This window comes from Fructobacillus sp. ESL1129, from assembly GCF_058507945.1.
In genome coordinates, this window is record NZ_CP196668.1 from 475373 (window position 1) to 498811 (window position 23439).

Below are 23439 nucleotides of genomic sequence, written 5' to 3' on the forward strand. Positions count from 1 at the left end.
CACGAACAATGTGGAGGTTTTCTTTTTAAAAGTGGGCTTTCACTTTGTAGATTGGTTGTCCCTTTGCTAGGAACTTTTCTTCGTATTCGGTCTTAACGTTACCCTCGACTTTGTCAGGATCGGCGTGCAAATCCATGGTGTAGTCTTCGGCTGTCCAACGCATGCCAAAATTCATGAAAGAAACCAACGAGTACTCGAACAAGTGGCGGTTATCCGTCTTAAATTCCACTTCCCCACCTTCCGGCAAAACCGCCTTGTAGGAAGCCAAGAATGACCGATAAGTCAAGCGACGCGCTTCATGCCGCGTCTTTGGCCATGGATCAGAGAAGTTCAGATAAATCTTTTGGATTTCACCCTTTTCAAAGTATGTTTCGACCCCCGAACCGTTACCGTAGAGGTAGCGCAGGTTGGGCAAAACCCCTTCTTGATCGAATGATTTGCGGGCCGCAATGGCGACAGCCGTCTCTTGAATCTCCATGGCGATATAGTTAATGTCAGGATGGGCCAAGGCCATTCCCAAAATGAACTGTCCCTTACCGGAACCAATCTCAACATGAATGGGCTGTTCTTTATCAAAGATTTCCTGCCAATGCCCCTTCATTTCCTGGGCACGGTCCTGATCGATAACCAAATCTTGATGAGCTTCTAGCCACGGCTTAGCCCATGGTTTTGAACGTAAATGCATTTATTTGTCTCCTTTTAACTTGTCGGATTTGAGAATAATTTGAAAATGAAGGACTAACAACGTGATGAAGCCGGCGAACATCAGAACGAGTCCGTCAACCAGCGTGAACAAGCAGCAAGCCAACAGCCCGATTAAAATGATCAATGGGCACAAAAGGGTAAAAATGGCTTGGCTAAAAGCACGCATCTGATATTGAACTCTTGGGAATAAAAGTTTATTCCATAACTGATGACGATTTCGTTGGAAGATTGGCCAGAGCTGGCGTACAGCCAAGTAAGTAAACGCAACGACCAGTATAACGGCGATGTACAGTGGCTGTTTTCTGAGGATAAACAAAAGAAAAACCGTTAGACCAAATTGACGTAGAACCAACGTTAAGCCTGATTCATTTCGAATTAGTTGTCGAAGGGCTAACTGCCTGGCTGGCGCTTTTGAAAAGGAAAAATGGGCCAGAAAGCGGTCCAGATAAGCCCGTCGTTTAATCGCCATCCCCTGTTTCGGAACCTCCGCAAAAAGGGAGAAAAAGGCGTAGCGACGAGCCGCCATCTTTTCTGACTGTGCCACTGCCACTGGCCAATTAATCTGATGCACGCCAGCTGACGAAGCTGGAAAAAGTGTCTGAAATTCACGTTGTACATGCCAGACTTTTACCAGAACCATCAATAGCAATAACAAGACCAGCGTCCATGGTCCATGAAGACCAGCCCGAACGAAAAGGGGCAACCCAAGGACGAAAAAAATCACTTCAATCATCACAACGGTTAAAAAAGAACGCCTTTTGGCTCGTTTAAGGTAGTCTTGTAAAAGGAATCCTTCGGCTGCCAGCAAAAAAAGGCGATCCGCTTTTTCTAGTTGACTTTGAAAGTGGCCGAAAAACATGGCCACGATGACCCAGAGTGTTGCCAATACCTGCCAAAGAGTGACGCCCGTCCCATAAATGGCAAGCGACTGCCCACTCAACTGTCGAAAGGCCAAAACAAGGGCGCCAAACGCAAAAGTCAAAAACAGTAGAAAGTGGTCATTAAACAGTAATTTTAAATAACGCTTTGTCTCAACCTGTTTGCGCTGGAGACGGTCTTGATAGAGCGCATCCAATTGTACACGATTTTCAGATTGCCTCATGAGAACAACTCATCCAGTTGATTGGTGGCCAAATGACGTGAAGCGGCTAGTTCTTCTGCTGAACCAAAAAAGGCCAACTGTCCCTGTTCCAAAAGGGCAAAGTCGTCGACGTAATCGGCTGCTTGACTCAATAAATGGGTGGTCAGCAGCACGGCCATCCCCTGCTCTGCTCGCTCTTTCATTAACCGAATCAGCTGCTTCTGCGCTAAGACATCGAGTCCCAAAAAGGGTTCATCGATAACCAGCAAATGAGCATCCAGCGAGAAAACAGCCACAATCATTACTTTTTGCTGCATCCCCTTTGAGAAATGCTTGGGCAGCCAATGTCCCTTCCCGTCCAAGCGGAAAAGCGACAAGAGGCCCTCCACGCGTTCCCAATGTTCGGCGTCATCTTGCCCATGGGCAGCCAACATCAAGTGGAGATGTTCGTCCAAGGTCAATTCGTCGTATAGAACGGGTTGCTCAGGAATGTAGGCCAGGTTTTGCTTATACAAGGCCGGCTCGTCCTCGAGACGTTGCCCATCCAAGGTTAAGGAGCCGTTCAAGGGACGGCCAACCCCAATCACCTGTTTAAGCGTCGTGGATTTCCCAGCGCCGTTTAACCCAATTAAAGCGACAATCTGCCCGGAGGCAACGGAAAAAGTCAAATTGGAGACGACTGGTTGCCCAGCATAGCCGGCTGAAAGATTGTGTATTTCTAATCCCATTCCTTTATTATACCAGGACGGGTCTGCTTTGCTATAATATTAGTAGAAAAACGATAAAGGAGCACAGCAGATGGCAGATATTTTTGACAAAATCATTCAAGGTGAAATTCCTTCCTATAAAGTTTACGAGGACGATGATGTGTTGGCTTTTCTAGACATTTCACAGGTCACGCCTGGTCACACCCTCTTGGTGCCAAAAAAGCACGTCGATAACATTTTTGATTACGATGACGAAACAGCCAAAAAAGTCCTATTGACTTTACCAAAGCTAGCCCGGGCCATTAAAGCCACAAACCCCAAGATTACCGGGATGAACATCTCATCAAACAACGGGGTTTCGGCTGGACAAACCGTCATGCACTCGCACTGGCACCTCATTCCCCGCTACGACGATGACAACTTAAACGAAACGCTAGTGCCAACCATCGACCATTCGTCAGAATATACGCCTGCCCGTTACGAAGACATTGCCAACAAAATCAAAAAGGAGCTATCTTAATGGCTTTTGAACGTATCAAACAAAAGATTGAACATCTCCAAGAGATTAACCAGTTAAGAAAAAAAGCGCAGCAACAAGCCGACGTCCTGAAGGCTGATTTACAAGCCAACCAGCAAGATATCGAGGACATTAAACGCGACGTTGCCCGTTACAATTTCAAAAACGCCGCTCCCCTTGCCCGCATCAATGACAAGTTGTCCAAGTATAAGGGATAAGTTTTCGGTTGTTGCTATGGTAAAATGACAACCATTAGATAAAAGAAGAAAGGATTCACGATCCATGCGACGTAAATTTATTTGGGGGGTCATACTAGTCATTTTTGTTGCCGGTGTGACCTACCTAGCCGTTAGTGGTTCAAAGACTTTGGCCACGACCGATAACGGAAAAATTACCCAAGCTGACTACTACGACGAGGTCAAGCAATCATCTGCCGGCCGCCAAGTGTTCGCACAAATGGTCATCAACAAAGTATTGGACAAGAAGTATGGCAAGGAAGTCACCACTGCCGATGTTGATAAACAATACGCCACCCTCCGTGCGCAATATGGTGACAGCAAATTTAAGCAATACCTCTCACAAGCAGGAATGACTGAAAAGCAGTACAAGGAATCACTGCGCGATAAGCAAGTCATGCAGGCTGCGGTGAAGGCAAACTATAAAATCTCAGCCGACAAGCTGAAGGAAGCCTACGATAACTACGTACCTGACACGACCATCTCTTTGATTACGGCAAAGGATGAGGATTCCGCTCAAGCGGCCATCGATGCCTTGGACTCCGGCGAGTCATGGGATGACGTCTACAAGCAATACTCGCAAGCTAACTCAGCTGTTTCAGGGACTGGTCAAATGGCTGCCTTTGATTCAACCAACACCAACGTTGATTCCGAAATCCGCAAGGCCGCCTTTAACCAGGATGCCGGTGTTTACTCAGCTTCGCCAGTTAAGGGAACCAACGGTACTTTCTACGTGGTTCGCACCGATGCCATGGCCGAAAAGCCAGCGCAATCAAAGATTGAGTCAAAGTTGAAGGATAAGATCACGAACGACTTTATCAATGACACGAAAAACCAGGACGAAATGAAGAAGATTATTGGCAAGTTGCTGAACAAGTCAAACGTCAACATTAAGGATTCTGATTTGAAGTCCGCACTGACGGGTTATTTAACCGCTAATTAAAATTAAAAACAGTGGCTCTTACGAGTCACTGTTTTTTTGTCTTTTAAATTAAGTGAGACGAATCCCGGACGGTCCCAGTAATCCTTCATCAAAAGTCCAAAACAATACCTGTTGTTCGGTCGCCAACTCCTGCAATAACACCAGTGCTGCCTGTCGCCGCTGGTGATCAAGATGAACCAGGGCATCATCAATCAAAAGTGGCAATGGTTCCTCCCGGTGTACACTCGTTGAAAGAGCAAGCCGAATCGCCAGGAAGAGCAAATCTCTTGTTCCAGAGGATAGCTCGATTGCCCGAAAAAGTTGCCCCGCCGAATCAAACACGTTAATCGAACCATCATTCAACAGAATTCGCTGGTAAGCGCCTTCTGTTAATTGCGCTAAGTATGCACCAGCCTGTTCAAAAACCTGTTGGGCCAGTGAATCTTCTTTTCCAACAAACGCTCGCTTGACAACGTCAACCGCCAGCACCTGAGCAAGATAATGAACATAATCCTCTTTTAGATCACTTTCAAAATTCGCTAATTCCTGAGAAATGCTTGTTAAACTACCCTTTTCAACGAGCTGTGTTAACTGCGCACTCACGTCCGCAATCAGCTGTTGCTGTTGGTTTTTGGATTGACGTAGGCTGGCTAACTTGTTCTGGTACTCGGCAAGTTGGGCCTGCAAATGATTGGCTACGTTTTCTTGACCAAGCGTGTCGACTAATTTTGAAAACGTCGCCAAGCGCCCCTGACCCAACTGCTTGGTAGCCATTCGTTGCGCTACAAGCAATTGCTCCTGCTTCTGCTGCTGGTTGATGCGTTCATAAAAGTCATCAATGTTTGCCAACCCATAGGGCGCCAACTGTTCCTGAAGACGTTCGGCCAGTTGCTCTTTTTGCTTGGCAATGGCCGCTTGCTGCCTGAGGGCCTCTTGCAAACGATGGTTCAATCCCGTTTTGCCCGTGTGACGACCATCGAGAAGCTCTTCTTTGACCCAGTCTTGAACTTGTTCATCAGACCAAGCGGCCAAAGTCGCTTCATCCAATCGGCCGGATTGCAGAAGAGCTTTCTTTAATGCTTGTAAGGCCTGCTGACGCTGTTTGTCAATCAAGGGAAGCTGACTTTGCTCCCGATAGATTGCTCGTAATCGGTCCTGATAGGCCAATATCGCCGCCTGATTGAGCGGAGCAAAACGATCCAGAAGTGCCCTCTTCTTAAACTTTTGCTGCCAGAAAAAGCCCAGTAGGGCAAGGGAAACTACCAACAAAAGGCCTGCTTCAAGGCCCGGCAATAACAAAGCTGCCAGCAAGCTAGCGCCAAGAAGAAGGAATGCAACGGTCCAAGGTAGTCTCGCACTTTTTTGTAACAATTTTTCTTCTGTTTGATTCAAAGGCTGTGGCAGGCCACGGGTAAAGCCATGCCCTGCGTGGGCAATTGCCTGAACAATCCGCTCTTCCTCACTTTGGTAAGCAGCCAAAGAAGCCATGGTATCTCGAATCACACTTTCAGAAGGAGGCACTTGGTTTTGGTCACTCAACTCCTGTTGAATTGACGTCAAGGCCTCTTGCTGTTCCTGTGCTTTCTTCTCCAGCCAACGCTTTTCCTGTTCCAGTTCCTGGATGGCTTGTCGACGATTTTCGTCCGGCAACTCAACCAATTCCTTTGATACGTTTTCCTTTGTCGACACATCCTGATAGAGGGGCCAATCAGCCAATTCACTTTGCTTATCATGCAGTGCTTCTTGCAGCTTTGTTTCCTCATCAGTTAATTGCGCTAACGTCGCCTCTAATTCGAGCCGCTTGGTTAGCAAATTCTGGTATTGCCCCTCCTGTTGGCTAGCGAGCGCCTGTTTCTCCTGTAAGGCCCGATAGGCCTTGTTCGCCATGTTAAGTGGCCGCTTCCCGTTTTTACCTTGCGCAAATTGTTGTTGCCCCAATTGATGATGTTGATCAGCCCAGGATAAAAACTGCTGAGTCTGTGGCTTCGCATAGGTCAATAACGCCTGCTCAAAATCGTCACCCGTCAGATTCGTCACTTGGTCGAGTTCGGCTTCATCAAAGGAAAAAATATGACAATAGTCTTTTTCAGTGAGGGGTGCAAAAAGTCGCTGTAGCCACTTTTCGGAATCGGGCATTGTTAAACCGGAGTCCAGCGAGCGAACCGTGAGCACTGACTGCGTACGGTCAAGGCGCTCAATGGTAAAGCGACCTTTCTGGGTCGCAATCGTTACCCGCCCCCCATACCGGGCACCAGAACGAGGTTCATAAAGCTGCTGATCCGCTCTTCGTCCCCGCGGAAAGCCAAAGAAAACACCAATAATAAAAGCCTTTAGACTGGTTTTTCCGGCTTCGTTAGGCCCGGCGATAATCTGAAAGTCATTGGAAAAGCGGAAGGTCACATCCGTCCATTTGCCAAAGCCAACGATATGGAGTTCCTCAATCTTCATCACTTGACCTCCGTTCCGAAAAGAGTTGTTCCAATGATTTGCGCAGGGCCGCCTGACCCTCCGGCTGATTTAAGTATTCCCGAACAACTAGGGGAACGTCGTCTGAAAGCTTTTTAGCCCCTACTCCCTCTTGAATGACCGCCTCAATGGCGGTCGAAAAATCATGAGTCGCTGACAAAGCATCCCCTACGGTCCTTTGCTCTTGCACCGTCAGTTCAATTGGCCAAACATTGCTCGACTTTGGTAAGGATTGCTGAATCACTTCTAGCAAGTGTCCCTCATCATAGGTTTGACGCAATGCTGGTTGAAGTGATCCGTCGATGCTTAACGTCAAAAAAGTCGGCAAGGAATAATTCGACTGAAGCAACGCATCCACGACAGCCAGCGGGTCAGCCACGTTGGTTAGCGTCAACGCTTCAAAGCGAACAGGTGCCAAATCAATAAACCGTTCGACCAAACCATGCGAACCCGACTGCACCAGTAGGACCCCTTTTGCTCCTACTTCCGTTCGATTCAGCCCCTGCAAATTTCCTGAATAAGCGATAGTGGGCTGTTCATGTAGCGTTGCCCGTTGGTGAATGTGCCCTAGAGCCCAGTAATCGTAGTTTTTTGCGAGCATTTCATCGACTGAAAACGCGGCATAGTCATCCCCCAGCTTGCCCACCGAACCGTGATACAAACCAATTTCGTAGTCAACATTTGGATTTCGGCTTGGAAAATCAGCCAGACGCTGTCGCCGTTCCGAACGGTCGGCATAGGAAAATCCGGTGAACGCCACGCGTTCACCAGAGCGACTGGTCAAAACTTTTTCTTGAACGGCGTGATCAAAGACAAGAACGTTTTCAGGCCAAAACCTTGGCTGACTGTCAAAAGCCTGGTAATCATGATTACCAAAAGAAACGATGGCGGTAATCCCCGCCTCTTTTAACTGGCGAAAGCCCGACATGAGCGTGGCCTGAACTCGAGCAGAAACGCCACTTCCGTTCAATAAGTCGCCAGGAAACAAAACAAAATCCACTTTTTCGGTTACCGCTAAATCGATGAGTCCTTGAAAGGCGATAAACGACGCTTCCTGAATCTCTTTTTGAAATTTTTCCGGTAGTTGCCGAGACAATCCCTTGAAAGGGTTACCCAGGTGAACGTCGCCGGCGTGGATAAACGACAGCATTTAAAGCTCCTTTAATTCAGCAAACAGATGTTCGTATAATCATTATACAAAACGACTCTTACTTTCCAAAGCATTCTGAACAAAAAAGTCTCAGCTTGTGCTGAGACTTTTTTACCTAATGATGATCGACCAACAGGTCATGCTGAACTTCCTTTGTAAAGCGACCGATAGGCTGAAAGTCATGCCGGTCTTTAAAGGATAGCGGCATCACCCTCGTCAACAAAACCTTCTGATTCTTCTCCGTTAAAAAGATTTGTCCAGGACCAAGTAACTGACCCTTGGTATGCTTACCAATCCGCCAATCGTGTTCCTGCTGCCGGTCTTTAACCAAGAGGTGCCCAGAAGCATCTTCCTCCAGCAAACACCCTGTCAAGATAGCCGTTTCATACTTGCCCTTTGCCATGCTAGTCCTCCTGCAGGCGAACAATCTTCGCCCCCATTTCGAAACGCGTCGAGTCGATTGGCGCGTCAGGCTGTAGATGCAAGTGAAAGTCGGTTCGATCAGAAACCATGGCAAAGTCAGACCCTCTTAGATCAGGCATGTGCGCCACCAGTGCTCCTAGATCATTTTCGGTTAGTCCTCCCTTCCAGGATCGAACAACCAACCGAATTAAGGAAATTTTTAGCAGCTTCGATAGAAAGGCGATTTGTCCAAATGGCATTGGTCGCAGCCAACTATCAACGGAAAAGTCTGGTAAGTCAACGTGTCTTACCCAGTTCAGGCCCTTTTTCCGCCAAATCAACTGGTAAACACCCGAATGGTCTAAATGAATGCCCGCTAAATCAGTTCCAGAAACATCTTGATCAACCAGACGAATTTCACCAGCTTGGTGCTGCGTCAAAACCAACGGATAGGCCCGCTGCCCGTCGTAAAACAGGTTCAAGGCAAATTCGGATTCATCCGCTTCTGGACCGAACGGCTGATGCTTCTCCTTTGGTAACACAATCACCCGCTGACCGAGAGCCAGTAATGAAGCAATTAGCTTTCGGCGATTACCCGGTACTAGAATCGCTTCAGGATTTTCCTGATCAACGACCGCCATGACATCCGATGTTTCCAGTGGTTCCAAATACTGTTTATCCGACAAATGCGGCAATAAGGAGGCATCGGCAGCGTTATTGTTCATAATCACTGTGTGGTAGCCCAACTTCCGCAATTCTGAAAGAGCGACCGAGGTCACATAACCAGCCGCTGCGCCATCCCCCATCCGAAAGGCCCCTGATCCGACTAAGAGAATGGTATGTTTTGAAACCGCAACCGATTCATTTTCCTCTTCAAAAGTCGCGAAAAACTGGTGAGCGTTTTCGGGAAATTCACCTGCTGAAGGTTCCAGCGCCTTATAGGTTGGAATGACACCAGCTTCCTTTGCCAGCGCTCGGATGTTTTGAAAATTACTATTCCAAAAGCGAGCCAGCAACCCGTCAGACAAACCAGACTGCTTCGCCTCCGCCAACTGTTCATGACTAGGACCACTGTCTAAGATTCGTTCCTCGGTCACCAGTAACTGCTTCAGTTGGTAGAAGTAAAACTCATCAATCTTTGTTAACTCAGCCAATTCATCGACTTCGTAACCACGACGCAAAGCCTCTAAGAGCAGAAGCACTCGGTTATCATGGGGGTGAATCAACTGCTGAATCATTTCATCGTCCGAAACATTCTTCATGTACTTCGGCGAAAAAGAGCGGTTGTTAAAGTGAGCAGCCCGAATGGCTTTTTCCATCGCTTCAATGAAAGTCCGACCGAATCCCAAAGCTGAACCGACTGACTTTTGAATTGAGTTTAATTGACGGTTCACGTGGATGCCGGATGCTTTCAAATCACCAAACGAAAAAACGGGTAATTTAACCACAATGTGATCCATCACCGGTTCCATCATGGCCGTCTTTTCATGGTAGGAATCGGCTGGCAACTCGACATCCATGATTCGACGACCAGTGGCTAGCTGGGCTGCCACTAACATGACGGGATAACCCGTCATCAAGGCCATGCGGTTACTCAATTGATCCAGGTATGGCGATACCTTAATAATATACAGTTGACCCGTCCGTTCGTTAAGCGCTAACTGTACATGGACCGGTCCCTGCACGTTTAAAATGTCAGCAACCAGAAAGGCTTGCGCCCGCATTTCTTGCACTATTTGGTCCGAAATGGTCAGAATTGGCGCAACCGAAAGCGAATCCGCAGTATGAATCCCAATCGGATCCATGTCTTCAGAAGCCCCCACTTGCAAGCAGTTCCCCGCCTTATCACGTAAGACAAGGAACGAAACTTCTTTTAGACCGTTAATCGCCTTCGAAATCACGGCTTCTTTCGTCAATGACTGCGAAAGAACTTGATTAACGGCTTCTTCGAAATCATCCAACCGTCGCACAATGCGCCTGGTCGTCCCCTGCGCTGGGTTATGGGCACGAACAAGCAGCGGTAGTTCTAAATCACGCAGTAACTCATTCGCCTCACTCTGGCTACACACGATGGTTGCCTCTGGCATCGCCAGTCCTGCCGCAGAAAGTGTCTCGAAGAGGGCCGTCGAATCATTCAGCAGGTCTAAGGTCTTATCCGAAATACCAAGACCGACTGGCCGTGCGCCATCCTCTTCCCGCCATTCAGCAATCACCTGATGCCACAGGCGTAACCCACGTAAACCAGCAAAGCCAGGAACAACAGCATCAATTTGTTTTTCCTTAATAATTGACTTGATACTTTGCACCGTCAACGTCGCCACGATGGTTTCGGCTTCTGACGATTCAAGGGCCAAAGAATAGGGATTATCATCCACAATAAAAAGTCGGTAACCCTGCGACTTTAGAATTGGCAGCACTTGATAAATGGCCGCATCGTTTTCGCCCTGCATGCCAAAGTCAGTCTCGCCGGAGCCAAGAAAGAGAATCCGTTTTAAATTTTCATCAGTTGTTCTTTTGTACATAGTCTACTACCGTTTCGAAAAAGTCCGCAAAAACACGTTTCGCTTCGAGTGGGCCCGGAGCCCCATCTGGGAAGAACTGTACCGAAAAAGCTGGAAAGTCACGGTGACGAAGTCCCTGAATTGACTGGTCAACCAAGTCACGATGCGTGACAAAGAGACGCTTACTGTCTAACATCTCAGGATCAACCACGTAACCGCGTCCCTGCCGGGCATAGAGAATTTCCTGTGAAATGATTTCCTGAATTGGGTGGTTCATCCCGTGGTATTCGGCTGGCAAAACCGTCAATGCCGAATGGTTGGCCAAGGCGAAGAGTTCATGCCCCAAGCCAATACCGAGCATAGGCACCTTACTTTGCAAAACTCGAATCAAAGTGAGTACGGATTCCGGTAAATCCTCTGGGTTTCCAGGTCCCGTCGACAAAATAATGCCATCGGGATCTAGGGTCAGTACCTCGTCAACCGAAGTTGTATAGGGTAATACCGTCACATTCGCATCGTAGTCCCCAAGAGCAAGTAAAATACCGTTCTTCAGTCCAAAGTCGATGACGATAATGTGGAACCCGCGACCCGGATTCGAATAAGCCTTATCGGTCGCCGTATTCTGAACCTGTTTATTCGTTAAGACCGTTGCCTGCAACTGGTCACGGGCGTGGTCATCCACCACATCAACAATGGTTGCTTTTTGAGAACCAGTTTCACGTAAGTGGCGAATTAACTTTCGGGTATCGACTTGGTAAAGACCGGGAATATTGTACTGTTTCAAAAATCGGTCCAAATTCATTCGCCGCTGCCGGTTTGTGGAGACCTCTGCTAGGTCGTGCACAATCATGCCTCGAATTTTAGGACTAATAGATTCATAGGCCTCGGCATGGATCCCATCAGCACCAACTACAGGCATGGCAAAAACAATCATCTGCCCGTCATAAATGGGATTTGTGATGGTTTCTTGATAGCCAGACGTGGCCGTGTCAAAGATAATTTCGCCAAAAGTCGTTGCTGGCGCACCAAATCCCTCGCCTGAAAAAACTGTACCATCTTCTAAAATCAGGTGCCGTTCCATGGAATCCTCCTATTCGAGTAACTTCGTACGAAAAAACAGGATGCCTAGTGGACAATCTCCACTTCGTCTGTTCCATCGATTTCTTTCACATGAACTTGAATCTTTTCGTTTTGAGCAGTTGGAATGTTTTTCCCAACAAAGTCAGCTCGAATCGGCAGTTCACGGTGCCCACGGTCAATCAAAACAGCGAGTGAAATGGTCTTTGGCCGGCCGATTTGAATCAGTGCATCCAACGCCGCACGAGTTGTCCGGCCCGTGAACAAAACATCATCAACTAAGACAATATTTTTATCGATGATGTTCACCCGGTCGCCTTCATTCAATCCAAGCTTCGTATGTTGGCCCAAACGATCATCACGATAATTCGAAATATCAATGGCCATCACGGGAATCTGGACACCTTCAAGTTGCTCCAAGCGATCCGCAATCCGATGTGCTAAGTATTCACCACGTGTTTTTACCCCGACCAAAATTAAATTTTGGCCACCCTTATTATGCTCCAAAATTTCATACGTAATCCGCGTTAACGCCCGTTGCATGGAGGCTTGGTCAAGTACAATTTTATTCGCCATTTGTTGTTCCTTATCTATGTATACTTACAGTTTTGATTGTTCGTTCAAAACTTTTAATACTCGTTCAAAAGTCGAAGGTAACGACGAATCGAACGTCATCTTCTCACCAGTTGTCGGCTGTGTCAGCACCAACGTTTTGGCATGAAGTAATTGTCCCTTTAAGGGAATGCCTAGTATTTCTTGCTGATGTCCATAAGTTGCATCCCCAACCACCGGATGTCCAATATATTGCATATGAACTCGAATTTGATGGGTTCGTCCTGTTTCCAAAGCTAACCGTAGGAGTGTGTAGCCGTGAAATCGTTCGAGCACTTCAAAATGAGTGACGGCTTCCCGCCCACCAGCAACCACTGCCTGCTTCTTACGATCCTTTGGATGCCGACCAATTGGCGCGTCCACTGTTCCATGGTCTTCCTTAAATCCTCCTTTCACCAGGGCGTAATAGTACCGCTCCGTCTTATGGGCCTTTAATTCGGCTGCTAAGGCTTTGTGAGCCTGATCGTTTTTAGCTACGATTAAAAGGCCAGAGGTGTCTCGGTCAATTCGATGAACAATTCCAGGACGAAATTCCCCATTAATTGTCGAGAGCGGGGCATGAAACAACAAGGCGTTCACTAGGGTTCCGCTAGTATGTCCAACGGCAGGGTGCACGACCATCCCTTGCTCCTTATTAACGACCAGCAAGTCACCATCTTCATATATAATGTCCAATGAGATATCCTCTGGCTGAATCGAAACCGATTTGGTATTCGGTACAATGATGAGAACTTGGTCCCCTGTTTTCACCTTGTAGGAACTTTTGACGGGCTGACCATTCACGAGCACCTGTCCATCCTTAATCCGACTTGCCAAATTCGAACGTGAATGCTCTAAACAGGTATTGGCTAGTGCCGTATCAATTCGCTTTCCGCCTTCTTTAATCGTCACTTCTGTTGTTTTAGGCATTGATTTTTTCCTCTAGACGTTGGCTCTCCTGCTTACTGAGTACAAACCGCATTTCTTTTTCTTCTGCTTGTCTGATGATAAGGATTCGCCCTTCAATCGACAGATTGGCAGTTGAATTCGTGAGATTTACCGATCTCTTTTTCCAAAAAATCACACGATGGATAACCAGTTTTTGATTCTCAACAACCATGAAACGGCGGCCAATACGAATCAAAAAAATAACTAAAATGATAACGGTGTATAGCATCCAAAAAACATTGACAGAATAAAAGAGTTCCGATGCCCAAATGGGGCTGACTAAGATTAAACAAACCCAAAGTAACCAGCTGATTTTCGACCAGTCACTTGATGGTTGATAGTGTATTTTCAATTTAGCCATGGCAACTCCTTTATTGAATCCAACTCTCTATATTTTACCATTTTATTACCTATTCTGTTATTGTAAGACTGTTAAAAAAAAGGAGAACGACAGATGATTCAAATTCAAACAGACGCTGCCTACCGACCAAGCAGCCATGAATCAGCGGCAGGGATTGTCTTTGTTAAAAATAAAAAACAAACACAACTGAACGGCAAACTAAACCCCTGCCAAAACAATCATGAGGCTGAATTTCAAGCCTTGATTTGGGGCTTAACCCGAGTTCAAACGAAACTTGATACTCAGCAGGTAATTGAAATTCAATCTGACTCCAAACTTTTAATTTCTTCCTTACAAAAAGGCTACGCGAAACACTTCCAAGAATATGTCGACCAAATTATTTATTTGCTGCCAAATCCAGAATTAACCTTGTATGTTTGGGTCAAAGATCGTGAAAATAAGGGTCCTCACCAATTAGCTTGGCAAATACTAAATAAGTAAACTTACAAAAAAACACCTTAAAAAAATTCCAAGGTGTTTTTCAATTAATCATCATCTTCAATTAACAATTGGTAAGCCCAACGAGCCGTTGAAATATGAGGGGCCTCTTGCATGTGAACCGTTCCACGCTGCTCAAAACCATTATTGGCAATAACTTTTTGCATTGGGAGATTACCTGGATGCGTATCAATCCTGAAATCACGTGCTCCCTGCGCATAAAAATATGAAATCAATGCAGTGATAAAGCGCGGAGTCAAACGCTGTCCACGGAACTTATCGGACATGGCAACGCGGTGAAGAGAAGCATAATCATGTCCATCCTTCAACCAAGAACCATCTTCTAAAGCCGTATACAATGGGTCTTCCCCTTCAAAGGCAGCGGCATAACCAGCTACTTGGTTCCCAACCATCAAAACAAAGGCGTGGTGCTTGTCCAAATCCCTTTCAATCGTTCCAGCATTGGGATAATCCCCCTGCCATTGGTCAAGTCCCTGTTCCTTCAAAAAATTCTTGGCCGTTTGTAAAATCTCGACAATTTCGTCAATGTCGCGAGCCTTGGCCCGTCGCATATATACTGCTGGCATATTTGATTAGCACCCGAATTTCTCCAGTGTGCAGCTCCTTTCTTCTCAATTACAAGAAGCAATTATATCACTACAAATCGGAATGCACCACCGTTATTCCAGAGATATTGTTAAAATACCTGACAATAAGAAGGAAACCTTCACAACACCTAAATGCGTTCAGGATTTCCTTTCAAATAATCCTACTTTTTTCAATAATTCCGACGTGACCATCCGCTAATAAAAGCCAGCATGGAGAGCAAGACAGAAAAGGAAGTCATTCTCACTTGCTCATGCTGATCACTTTTCTCAACATTGCCGATAAGGGACACTAATTTTCCTGGTCGTTTTGACTTGGTTGATTCACAGAGAACGTAGTGTTCCTACCATATTGTTACTTAATGTTTCCTATTCCCCTGATAACCATCATGGAACGGTTATCAGAACTGGACGCAATATAATTTTCAGCAGGTTGAATTGCTTGTTCATTAGAGCTGTTATTGCTCGTATGCTAATAGAGTGGACAGATTTTATGCATCTATCCACTTTATAATAATCAAGAAAAGATAAAGAATTTAGCATATGACAAAAATAACCACATTAATCAAAAAAATAAAAAATTAAATTATTACTCTTTACCAGGAGGAACGCTTTGCTAGGTTCCTTTAATAAGAATTCGAAATAGTCTCAACGACTGTTTCAAAATGGTCCCAAGTAAAAAAACAGATGATTGGCGATAAAATTGACATGAATAATGAGATTAAAAAAATCAAAAAGCAAAATGATAGTCTTCGAGAGGAAATGATATTTTAAAGCGAACGTCGGTATTACTGGCAAAAAGTTAAAGCGTGGTACCACATTACCAGCTGTCCAAGTCAATGTAATCACTGGCCATCGAATGACAACGGTACACCGTGCTTTAAAGAATTCACGGAGTACTTTTTACAATTTGCCGAACCATGTTCCTAGTATGCGTGAACAAGAAAACCAATTGATTCAAGAAAAGACCAAAGGAATCTGGCCATCCAGTGACCGTGTTTATGGTTATAAACGAATAAAAATCGTCTTAAACCGACAAGGAGTCAATGTTGGTGTAAGAAGATTATGGCGCTTATGAAGAAAGGCAAACTGTCAATCAGTGATGACCAAAAAATACCGTAAGCTAGTTACTGAAGTTCTTTATACACAGCGCCCGAATTAATTAAGCAACTCTATGATAGGTACAGGGTTTTGTCTGCAGATATCACCTATATTCGGGTCCCAAGTGGTCAATATATATATTTAGGAACGGTGTATGATCCAGACAATCGAAAAGCACTCACTCACAAACTGAGTTCAATCCGAAATGTCATTTTGTCGCCGACATTTTGTTAAATGCACTGAGCCAATTTCAAAATTTAACATGTTTGCATCGAGATATAGGAAGTGAGTATACCAGTGGTATCTTTGAAAATTTGTTAGAAACAAATAATATTCGCCACTCATATTCTGAGAAGAGACATCTCGATGACAATACGAGAATCGAAGCATTTCATTAAATTTTGAAAAAAGAATTCATTTATATCAATCGGTTTAGGAAAAAAATTTGAGCTGATAGGACAAATTTCTCGCTATATTCATCGATATAATCACGAACGGATTCATACGTATAAATCAAACCCGACGATGTAAAAAGCGTCTAACTTATTAACCTACAAGCAACCAATTTATTTTTCCAAGAAAAAACTACATATTTTAAAATATTAACCAATGAATCAGTATTGATGTGGTTTTAAGAGGAAATGTTATTATTTATTTTTTCATAAATTCATTAAACTTGCTTGAGAACGAACGACCGCTGTTTCATGAGACTTCTTGTGTTCAATCTGAATAGGTTACTTCATGTATAACAGCCTCAGCCGTTGCGCCAAACATAAACTTGTAAAATTTTGCACCGCAAGAACCTTCGTTAAGTAATTAATTTTAGCTTTACAGTTTCAATATAAACTTTTTCGCTTTATTCCAATGAGAAATACGATGTTTAGATTAAGTAAAAAGGACAAATAACTCAATGAACTAGTTATTCATCCTTAACTTTTTTAGCAATATATCCTCACCCCAAGGCAGATTACAATTTTAATTCCAACAACCCTGAAAAAATTCAATTGATATCCAATAATTATTGTTATTTCATGGTCCGCTTGTTATCAACTTGGGCATTTCATAAAGCTACTGCCCATTGGCGCCTCTAAAATAGGTAAAGTTTCAATTAAAAAATTTAACTGGCCTTCCAATCTGAGCTTAAAACATCTCTCAGACCCTCCTAGGTTGCTACGCCCAAGAGCCATCACTTTACCAAACACTTGCTTGGCGAGCAAATTCATAGCCAATTATTTATTGCCCAGTTACATGCTACGGCAATCTTTGGACGTGTTTTGAACGGAAACTACTGCCACCCTCCTTATGGATACACGCCTATCCCGTATCAGCGTTTTGGGGTAACGGCCCTAAGGAAATCAAAGGTTCGCAGATAGCTCGCTTTTTTGGGAGTAAGCGCATTGCGCGAATTCCGCTGGACAAGATAAAACATCGTAACAAAAAACGTCCTCGCTACTTACAAAAGTAACGAAGACGCCTTCTATTGATTCATCATGGGCATTAATGCATGATGGAATAACCAACTTATTGATTCTTATTTTTCTTTAATTTACCAAAAGTGACAAAGCCAATTAGAGAAAGAAACAATCCACTAATTAAAGAAACACGTACAGATCCTGATTTATCAGTTTTACCTGTTTCTGGTTGAATATTTTCCTTCGTTGAGTGCATTGGGTGACTAACCTGGTTTAATGGAGTGGAAACGATTGATGGGTTCTTTTTAATTGTTGTATCCGTTGATTCGGCTGGCGCATTCTTCGTGTACTTGACCGTGAAGTCCAAGTCACTTGAATTACCATTAACCGTTTGAGCCGCAATCTCACTCTTGTCGGCTGTATAACCCTTCAAGCTTGGGCTGGTTACAGCAACGAAGCTTTGATCGGCACTCCATGGACCATATGTGACGTCACCCGTTACCGCATCCTTATAAGCTGTGCGAGTAAAGGTCACGTCCTTCATGTAAGTACTTGCCGCTTCCGTTCCATCAGCGTACTCGTAATGGATAGTTTCCTTAACCGTCTTACTTTCCGTTGATTCGGCTGGCGCATTCTTCGTGTACTTGACCGTGAAGTCCAAGTCACTTGAATTACCATTAACCGTTTGAGCCGCAATCTCACTCTTGTCGGCTGTATAACCCTTCAAGCTTGGGCTGGTTACAGCAACGAAGCTTTGATCGGCACTCCATGGACCATATGTGACGTCACCCGTTACCGCATCCTTATAAGCTGTGCGAGTAAAGGTCACGTCCTTCGTGTAAGTACTTGCCGCTTCCGTTCCATCAGCGTACTCGTAATGGATAGTTTCCTTAACCGTCTTACTTTCCGTTGATTCGGCTGGCGCATTCTTCGTGTACTTGACCGTGAAGTCCAAGTCACTTGAATTACCATTAACCGTTTGAGCCGCAATCTCACTCTTGTCGGCTGTATAACCCTTCAAGCTTGGGCTGGTTACAGCAACGAAGCTTTGATCGGCACTCCATGGACCATATGTGACGTCACCCGTTACCGCATCCTTATAAGCTGTGCGAGTAAAGGTCACGTCCTTCGTGTAAGTACTTGCCGCTTCCGTTCCATCAGCGTACTCGTAATGGATAGTTTCCTTAACCGTCTTACTTTCCGTTGATTCGGCTGGCGCATTCTTCGTGTACTTGACCGTGAAGTCCAAGTCACTTGAATTACCATTAACCGTTTGAGCCGCAATCTCACTCTTGTCGGCTGTATAACCCTTCAAGCTTGGGCTGGTTACAGCAACGAAGCTTTGATCGGCACTCCATGGACCATATGTGACGTCACCCGTTACCGCATCCTTATAAGCTGTGCGAGTAAAGGTCACGTCCTTCGTGTAAGTACTTGCCGCTTCCGTTCCATCAGCGTACTCGTAATGGATAGTTTCCTTAACCGTCTTACTTTCCGTTGATTCGGCTGGCGCATTCTTCGTGTACTTGACCGTGAAGTCCAAGTCACTTGAATCACCATTAACCGTTTGAGCCGCAATCTCACTCTTGTCGGCTGTATAACCCTTCAAGCTTGGGCTGGTTACAGCAACGAAGCTTTGATCGGCACTCCATGGACCATATGTGACGTCACCCGTTACCGCATCCTTATAAGCTGTGCGAGTAAAGGTCACGTCCTTCATGTAAGTACTTGCCGCTTCCGTTCCATCAGCGTACTCGTAATGGATAGTTTCCTTAACCGTCTTACTTTCCGTTGATTCGGCTGGCGCATTCTTCGTGTACTTGACCGTGAAGTCCAAGTCACTTGAATTACCATTAACCGTTTGAGCCGCAATCTCACTCTTGTCGGCTGTATAACCCTTCAAGCTTGGGCTGGTTACAGCAACGAAGCTTTGATCGGCACTCCATGGACCATATGTGACGTCACCCGTTACCGCATCCTTATAAGCTGTGCGAGTAAAGGTCACGTCCTTCGTGTAAGTACTTGCCGCTTCCGTTCCATCAGCGTACTCGTAATGGATAGTTTCCTTAACCGTCTTACTTTCCGTTGATTCGGCTGGCGCATTCTTCGTGTACTTGACCGTGAAGTCCAAGTCACTTGAATTACCATTAACCGTTTGAGCCGCAATCTCACTCTTGTCGGCTGTATAACCCTTCAAGCTTGGGCTGGTTACAGCAACGAAGCTTTGATCGGCACTCCATGGACCATATGTGACGTCACCCGTTACCGCATCCTTATAAGCTGTGCGAGTAAAGGTCACGTCCTTCATGTAAGTACTTGCCGCTTCCGTTCCATCAGCGTACTCGTAATGGATAGTTTCCTTAACCGTCTTACTTTCCGTTGATTCGGCTGGCGCATTCTTCGTGTACTTGACCGTGAAGTCCAAGTCACTTGAATTACCATTAACCGTTTGAGCCGCAATCTCACTCTTGTCGGCTGTATAACCCTTCAAGCTTGGGCTGGTTACAGCAACGAAGCTTTGATCGGCACTCCATGGACCATATGTGACGTCACCCGTTACCGCATCCTTATAAGCTGTGCGAGTAAAGGTCACGTCCTTCGTGTAAGTACTTGCCGCTTCCGTTCCATCAGCGTACTCGTAATGGATAGTTTCCTTAACCGTCTTACTTTCCGTTGATTCGGCTGGCGCATTCTTCGTGTACTTGACCGTGAAGTCCAAGTCACTTGAATTACCATTAACCGTTTGAGCCGCAATCTCACTCTTGTCGGCTGTATAACCCTTCAAGCTTGGGCTGGTTACAGCAACGAAGCTTTGATCGGCACTCCATGGACCATATGTGACGTCACCCGTTACCGCATCCTTATAAGCTGTGCGAGTAAAGGTCACGTCCTTCGTGTAAGTACTTGCCGCTTCCGTTCCATCAGCGTACTCGTAATGGATAGTTTCCTTAACCGTCTTACTTTCCGTTGATTCGGCTGGCGCATTCTTCGTGTACTTGACCGTGAAGTCCAAGTCACTTGAATTACCATTAACCGTTTGAGCCGCAATCTCACTCTTGTCGGCTGTATAACCCTTCAAGCTTGGGCTGGTTACAGCAACGAAGCTTTGATCGGCACTCCATGGACCATATGTGACGTCACCCGTTACCGCATCCTTATAAGCTGTGCGAGTAAAGGTCACGTCCTTCGTGTAAGTACTTGCCGCTTCCGTTCCATCAGCGTACTCGTAATGGATAGTTTCCTTAACCGTCTTACTTTCCGTTGATTCGGCTGGCGCATTCTTCGTGTACTTGACCGTGAAGTCCAAGTCACTTGAATTACCATTAACCGTTTGAGCCGCAATCTCACTCTTGTCGGCTGTATAACCCTTCAAGCTTGGGCTGGTTACAGCAACGAAGCTTTGATCGGCACTCCATGGACCATATGTGACGTCACCCGTTACCGCATCCTTATAAGCTGTGCGAGTAAAGGTCACGTCCTTCGTGTAAGTACTTGCCGCTTCCGTTCCATCAGCGTACTCGTAATGGATAGTTTCCTTAACCGTCTTACTTTCCGTTGATTCGGCTGGCGCATTCTTCGTGTACTTGACCGTGAAGTCCAAGTCACTTGAATTACCATTAACCGTTTGAGCCGCAATTTCACTCTTGTCGGCTGTATAACCCTTCAAGCTTGGGCTGGTTACAGCAACGAAGCTTTGATCGGCACTCCATGGACCATATGTGACGTCACCCGTTACCGCATCCTTATAAGCTGTGCGAGTAAAGGTCACGTCCTTCGTGTAAGTACTTGCCGCTTCCGTTCCATCAGCGTACTCGTAATGGATAGTTTCCTTAACCGTCTTACTTTCCGTTGATTCTGTCGTCATATGCTTCAAGTGAATTTCGAATGTCTGATCATGACTATCATCAGTATCAAATTGAACCCCATTTGTAGGATAATCGTTTGATACTAACTCATAGCCACTATTTTCATATAAATTAATTTGTGATTGGGGGCGATAATTAGACAGTGTTTTTGAAGGCCCCTCAAGATTTTCTTCTGCTAATACTTTTTTGGTAGTGTCATCAATAAAAGTTACTTTTGCCTTTTGAGTATCACCTTTATAGATTACATAGTAGTTAACTGTAGTATCGGCAGATGGAAAATCCACTTCGGTTGCATTTGTTATGATTTTTGAGCCCTCAGGTGCATTAGCATTTGAAGGGATCGTCGTTGCGCTTGTATCAACTGAAAAGCCTGGAATGCTAGCTGGTTTAATGGCGGCTTGCTTTTGAGAACTTGAAGTTGGGAAGCCCCAAGTAGTGTCGATGAAGGAAAGGTTTCTACCATCTTGATCAATATAATGAACCTTTACTGCTGATTGACCTGCGAGGTGACTTGAGTTTGGTTGAGTTTGTGTTGTTGCAGTACCAATAACTTTTCCGTTTGCGTCCAGTTGCTCAACATCTACCGTTGCAACAATTGTCTTATCAAACACAGTGATACCAGTACCTGTTTGTACTCGTCCTGCCCCACCATTCATGTGTAGTTGGTGTGCATAAAAATCAATAGTTGCATTTTTTGAATCCATTGCATTAGACGATGGATCAGTTACGTTCAACTCATCTGCATCGACGCCTGCTTTAATTTGATCCGTTGTTAATATCAGGTCAGACTTGTCTACATATTTAATAACATATGCAGACCCATCAGACTGAATTGAGTAGTATAAGCCAGTACCCTTAACAGCTTTTTTTAGATCATCAAGGCTCAAACCTTCCCCAGCGTTAGTAGTAGAAAGTTTAATTTCTTTGGCATAATCATACCCGCCGTAATGGGCATATATATTATGATTCTTATCCAGTGCTTGAACCTTTTTAGTATCAGGATTTACAAAGAAAGTAATGATTCCTACACTACCACTAGTAACATCAAATTTTTGGCTACTGGTGATTTTTTCGTAACTAATAACTGGATTAGTTAAATCAACAGTCCCACTTGTCCCGTTACTATTTTGTAAATTCATAAACTCAGTATCGTTAGGAATAACGGTATGGTCTAAATACTCACGAATAGTAGCGCCACTATCTTGCGCACCAATTGTAGGAGCTGCACCAACACCATCCGGTTCAATCTTTTGAGCATCTACGGTTTTAATCTGAGAAGGTGTGATTTGAATTGGACTTGTGTTGCTGCTTCCCCCAAAACCCTTAACAGTAAAATCGGCCTTAAACGGAGCCTTGCTATAATTAGTTCTTCCTAATCCTAAGTTAAGAGTGTAGAACCATTTTGATGACATAGTGAAATTGGTAACCCCACCCTCAGTAAGATTATTTGACTGAGTTACTGTATAGGTTAAAGTACCACCAGTACCTTGATCATTACCAACATACTTTATGATTCCATAAACGTGCTTGTCAGAATCAACAACTTCGATATCTGATCCTTGCTTGACAATATTACTCATTGCGTCACTTGATGAAGTTGGGTTACTGACTGAGACATCCGCAAGCTTAATAGTATTTCCGCTGACTAATTCACTGTTCTCAATTGTGAAACTTCCTTGAAGTCCAACACGTGCCCAGTTATCTTCCTCTAACGTTGCTGGAACGTTAGTCATATAAATATTTGACTTAAGTGCCTCTAGCTGTTGAGTGCTATCGCCACTACGAAGAGCGACAGTATTATTTTCAGTAGATGATGACTTTTTAGCACTAATATCATCAGAAGTTGAATCGGATGACTTTTTAGCACTAATATCATCAGAAGTTGAATCAGATGACTTTTTAGCACTAATATCATCAGAAGTTGAATCGGATGACTTTGTTACACTATTAGTTCCCTCAGAAGTTGAATTATCTTTTAATTCTGAAGAAACCGTACTGGAGCTTTCAGACTTCGATGATGTCTGACTAGAATTAGCTTCTGAACCAGTAGTAGTTTGAGAGGCATCACTAGCGTGGGCTGTATTATCAGCAATACCTGAATACCCCACACCCAATACAGCAAAGGCAGCGATGGATACAACAACCCACTGCTTTTTTACTTTTTTCATCACTTTTTTGCTATTCTCTTTACTAAGTTTCCTCTTGTTATAAATCATTAATACACATACCTTCCTTTTTAATACTAATGCAACAATTATAATATTAAAGTAACAGTAATATGCTCGTATGTCAATAAGTTAGACAGTTTTTTACA

18 protein-coding genes are annotated in these 23439 nt (G+C 44.8%); 5 read left to right on the forward strand and 13 right to left on the reverse strand.

Translation table 11 applies throughout. From position 1 onward, the window contains the following. Positions 1–25 precede the first annotated feature (25 nt). The 3 genes from trmB to ACSYSL_RS02355 are packed head-to-tail and all read right to left on the reverse strand — an operon-like array spanning position 26 to position 2514. Positions 26–685, reverse strand: coding sequence for a tRNA (guanosine(46)-N7)-methyltransferase TrmB (trmB, locus tag ACSYSL_RS02345; RefSeq protein WP_010690641.1), 660 nt, complete (start codon positions 683–685; stop codon positions 26–28). Then, positions 686–1807 (reverse strand): ABC transporter permease, encoded by a 1122-nt coding sequence (locus ACSYSL_RS02350; RefSeq protein WP_491708945.1) that lies wholly within the window; start codon positions 1805–1807, stop codon positions 686–688. Continuing rightward, positions 1804–2514, reverse strand: coding sequence for an ABC transporter ATP-binding protein (locus tag ACSYSL_RS02355; protein ID WP_491708946.1), 711 nt, complete (start codon positions 2512–2514; stop codon positions 1804–1806). Before ACSYSL_RS02355 ends, ACSYSL_RS02350 begins: the two co-directional genes overlap by 4 nt. 70 nt (positions 2515–2584) lie before the next feature. Here ACSYSL_RS02355 and ACSYSL_RS02360 point away from each other — a divergent pair, with 70 nt between their 5' ends. The 3 genes from ACSYSL_RS02360 to ACSYSL_RS02370 all read left to right on the forward strand — a co-directional run bounded on the left by ACSYSL_RS02360 (position 2585) and on the right by ACSYSL_RS02370 (position 4189). Continuing rightward, positions 2585–3013, forward strand: a complete 429-nt coding sequence (locus ACSYSL_RS02360; RefSeq protein ID WP_010690638.1) for an HIT family protein — start codon at positions 2585–2587, stop codon at positions 3011–3013. Then, entirely contained in the window at positions 3013–3228 is a 216-nt protein-coding gene (locus ACSYSL_RS02365; protein WP_010690637.1) for a hypothetical protein, read from the forward strand. The genes ACSYSL_RS02360 and ACSYSL_RS02365 overlap by 1 nt, the downstream gene beginning before the upstream one ends. Before the next feature lie 64 nt (positions 3229–3292). After that, on the forward strand, positions 3293–4189 hold the full coding sequence (locus ACSYSL_RS02370; RefSeq protein ID WP_491708947.1) for a peptidylprolyl isomerase: 897 nt from the start codon (positions 3293–3295) through the stop codon (positions 4187–4189). 48 nt (positions 4190–4237) lie between these two features. Here ACSYSL_RS02370 and ACSYSL_RS02375 read toward each other — a convergent pair whose 3' ends face one another. The 8 genes from ACSYSL_RS02375 to ACSYSL_RS02410 all read right to left on the reverse strand — a co-directional run bounded on the left by ACSYSL_RS02375 (position 4238) and on the right by ACSYSL_RS02410 (position 13664). Then, on the reverse strand, positions 4238–6616 hold the full coding sequence (locus ACSYSL_RS02375; RefSeq protein ID WP_491708948.1) for an ATP-binding protein: 2379 nt from the start codon (positions 6614–6616) through the stop codon (positions 4238–4240). Beyond that, positions 6606–7784 carry a metallophosphoesterase family protein gene (locus ACSYSL_RS02380; protein ID WP_491708949.1) on the reverse strand — a complete coding sequence of 393 codons (1179 nt, stop codon included), beginning with the start codon at positions 7782–7784 and terminating at the stop codon, positions 6606–6608. Before ACSYSL_RS02380 ends, ACSYSL_RS02375 begins: the two co-directional genes overlap by 11 nt. 115 nt (positions 7785–7899) lie before the next feature. After that, on the reverse strand, positions 7900–8187 hold the full coding sequence (locus tag ACSYSL_RS02385) for a DUF7671 family protein (protein ID WP_491708950.1): 288 nt from the start codon (positions 8185–8187) through the stop codon (positions 7900–7902). A gap of 1 nt (position 8188) precedes the next feature. Continuing rightward, positions 8189–10708: a carbamoyl phosphate synthase preATP-grasp domain-containing protein gene (locus ACSYSL_RS02390; RefSeq protein ID WP_491708951.1), complete on the reverse strand. Its 2520-nt coding sequence runs from the start codon at positions 10706–10708 to the stop codon at positions 8189–8191. Then, complete coding sequence (locus ACSYSL_RS02395) at positions 10689–11768, reverse strand: carbamoyl phosphate synthase small subunit (protein WP_491708952.1); 1080 nt, start codon at positions 11766–11768, stop codon at positions 10689–10691. The genes ACSYSL_RS02390 and ACSYSL_RS02395 overlap by 20 nt, the downstream gene beginning before the upstream one ends. Positions 11769–11812: 44 nt before the next feature. After that, positions 11813–12340 (reverse strand): bifunctional pyr operon transcriptional regulator/uracil phosphoribosyltransferase PyrR, encoded by a 528-nt coding sequence (gene pyrR, locus ACSYSL_RS02400; protein WP_491708953.1) that lies wholly within the window; start codon positions 12338–12340, stop codon positions 11813–11815. Positions 12341–12364: 24 nt separating this feature from the next. After that, the gene (locus tag ACSYSL_RS02405) at positions 12365–13285 is read right to left on the reverse strand and encodes an RluA family pseudouridine synthase (RefSeq protein ID WP_491708954.1); all 921 of its coding nucleotides are present in this window, start codon (positions 13283–13285) and stop codon (positions 12365–12367) included. Further along, a complete protein-coding gene (locus ACSYSL_RS02410) occupies positions 13278–13664 on the reverse strand; it encodes an EbsA family protein (RefSeq protein ID WP_491708955.1) in 387 nt (128 codons plus the stop codon). The genes ACSYSL_RS02405 and ACSYSL_RS02410 overlap by 8 nt, the downstream gene beginning before the upstream one ends. 93 nt (positions 13665–13757) lie before the next feature. On the opposite strand from ACSYSL_RS02410, the gene ACSYSL_RS02415 reads away from it, so the two are divergent. Beyond that, positions 13758–14144, forward strand: coding sequence for a ribonuclease HI family protein (locus ACSYSL_RS02415; protein WP_491708956.1), 387 nt, complete (start codon positions 13758–13760; stop codon positions 14142–14144). A 44-nt stretch (positions 14145–14188) separates the two neighbouring features. Here ACSYSL_RS02415 and ACSYSL_RS02420 read toward each other — a convergent pair whose 3' ends face one another. Beyond that, positions 14189–14728: a GNAT family N-acetyltransferase gene (locus ACSYSL_RS02420; RefSeq protein WP_491708957.1), complete on the reverse strand. Its 540-nt coding sequence runs from the start codon at positions 14726–14728 to the stop codon at positions 14189–14191. 949 nt (positions 14729–15677) lie between these two features. Between ACSYSL_RS02420 and ACSYSL_RS02425 the strand changes: the two genes are divergently transcribed. After that, a complete protein-coding gene (locus tag ACSYSL_RS02425; RefSeq protein WP_491708958.1) occupies positions 15678–15824 on the forward strand; it encodes an IS3 family transposase in 147 nt (48 codons plus the stop codon). A gap of 1544 nt (positions 15825–17368) precedes the next feature. Here the strand turns inward: ACSYSL_RS02425 and ACSYSL_RS02430 are convergent. Beyond that, positions 17369–23293 carry a mucin-binding protein gene (locus ACSYSL_RS02430; RefSeq protein ID WP_491708959.1) on the reverse strand — a complete coding sequence of 1975 codons (5925 nt, stop codon included), beginning with the start codon at positions 23291–23293 and terminating at the stop codon, positions 17369–17371. Positions 23294–23439: the final 146 nt, after the last annotated feature.

Coding starts and splice junctions, on each gene's coding strand:
- ACSYSL_RS02430 (WP_491708959.1), bottom strand. CDS start 23,293: ATGAAAAAAGTAAAAAAGCAGTGGGTTGTTGTATCCATCGCTGCCTTT.
- ACSYSL_RS02380 (WP_491708949.1), bottom strand. CDS start 7,784: ATGCTGTCGTTTATCCACGCCGGCGACGTTCACCTGGGTAACCCTTTC.
- ACSYSL_RS02405 (WP_491708954.1), bottom strand. CDS start 13,285: ATGCCTAAAACAACAGAAGTGACGATTAAAGAAGGCGGAAAGCGAATT.
- ACSYSL_RS02360 (WP_010690638.1), top strand. CDS start 2,585: ATGGCAGATATTTTTGACAAAATCATTCAAGGTGAAATTCCTTCCTAT.
- ACSYSL_RS02365 (WP_010690637.1), top strand. CDS start 3,013: ATGGCTTTTGAACGTATCAAACAAAAGATTGAACATCTCCAAGAGATT.
- ACSYSL_RS02370 (WP_491708947.1), top strand. CDS start 3,293: ATGCGACGTAAATTTATTTGGGGGGTCATACTAGTCATTTTTGTTGCC.
- ACSYSL_RS02385 (WP_491708950.1), bottom strand. CDS start 8,187: ATGGCAAAGGGCAAGTATGAAACGGCTATCTTGACAGGGTGTTTGCTG.
- ACSYSL_RS02420 (WP_491708957.1), bottom strand. CDS start 14,728: ATGCCAGCAGTATATATGCGACGGGCCAAGGCTCGCGACATTGACGAA.
- ACSYSL_RS02390 (WP_491708951.1), bottom strand. CDS start 10,708: ATGTACAAAAGAACAACTGATGAAAATTTAAAACGGATTCTCTTTCTT.
- ACSYSL_RS02425 (WP_491708958.1), top strand. CDS start 15,678: ATGCGTGAACAAGAAAACCAATTGATTCAAGAAAAGACCAAAGGAATC.
- pyrR (WP_491708953.1), bottom strand. CDS start 12,340: ATGGCGAATAAAATTGTACTTGACCAAGCCTCCATGCAACGGGCGTTA.
- ACSYSL_RS02415 (WP_491708956.1), top strand. CDS start 13,758: ATGATTCAAATTCAAACAGACGCTGCCTACCGACCAAGCAGCCATGAA.
- ACSYSL_RS02355 (WP_491708946.1), bottom strand. CDS start 2,514: ATGGGATTAGAAATACACAATCTTTCAGCCGGCTATGCTGGGCAACCA.
- ACSYSL_RS02395 (WP_491708952.1), bottom strand. CDS start 11,768: ATGGAACGGCACCTGATTTTAGAAGATGGTACAGTTTTTTCAGGCGAG.
- ACSYSL_RS02410 (WP_491708955.1), bottom strand. CDS start 13,664: ATGGCTAAATTGAAAATACACTATCAACCATCAAGTGACTGGTCGAAA.
- ACSYSL_RS02375 (WP_491708948.1), bottom strand. CDS start 6,616: ATGAAGATTGAGGAACTCCATATCGTTGGCTTTGGCAAATGGACGGAT.
- ACSYSL_RS02350 (WP_491708945.1), bottom strand. CDS start 1,807: ATGAGGCAATCTGAAAATCGTGTACAATTGGATGCGCTCTATCAAGAC.
- trmB (WP_010690641.1), bottom strand. CDS start 685: ATGCATTTACGTTCAAAACCATGGGCTAAGCCGTGGCTAGAAGCTCAT.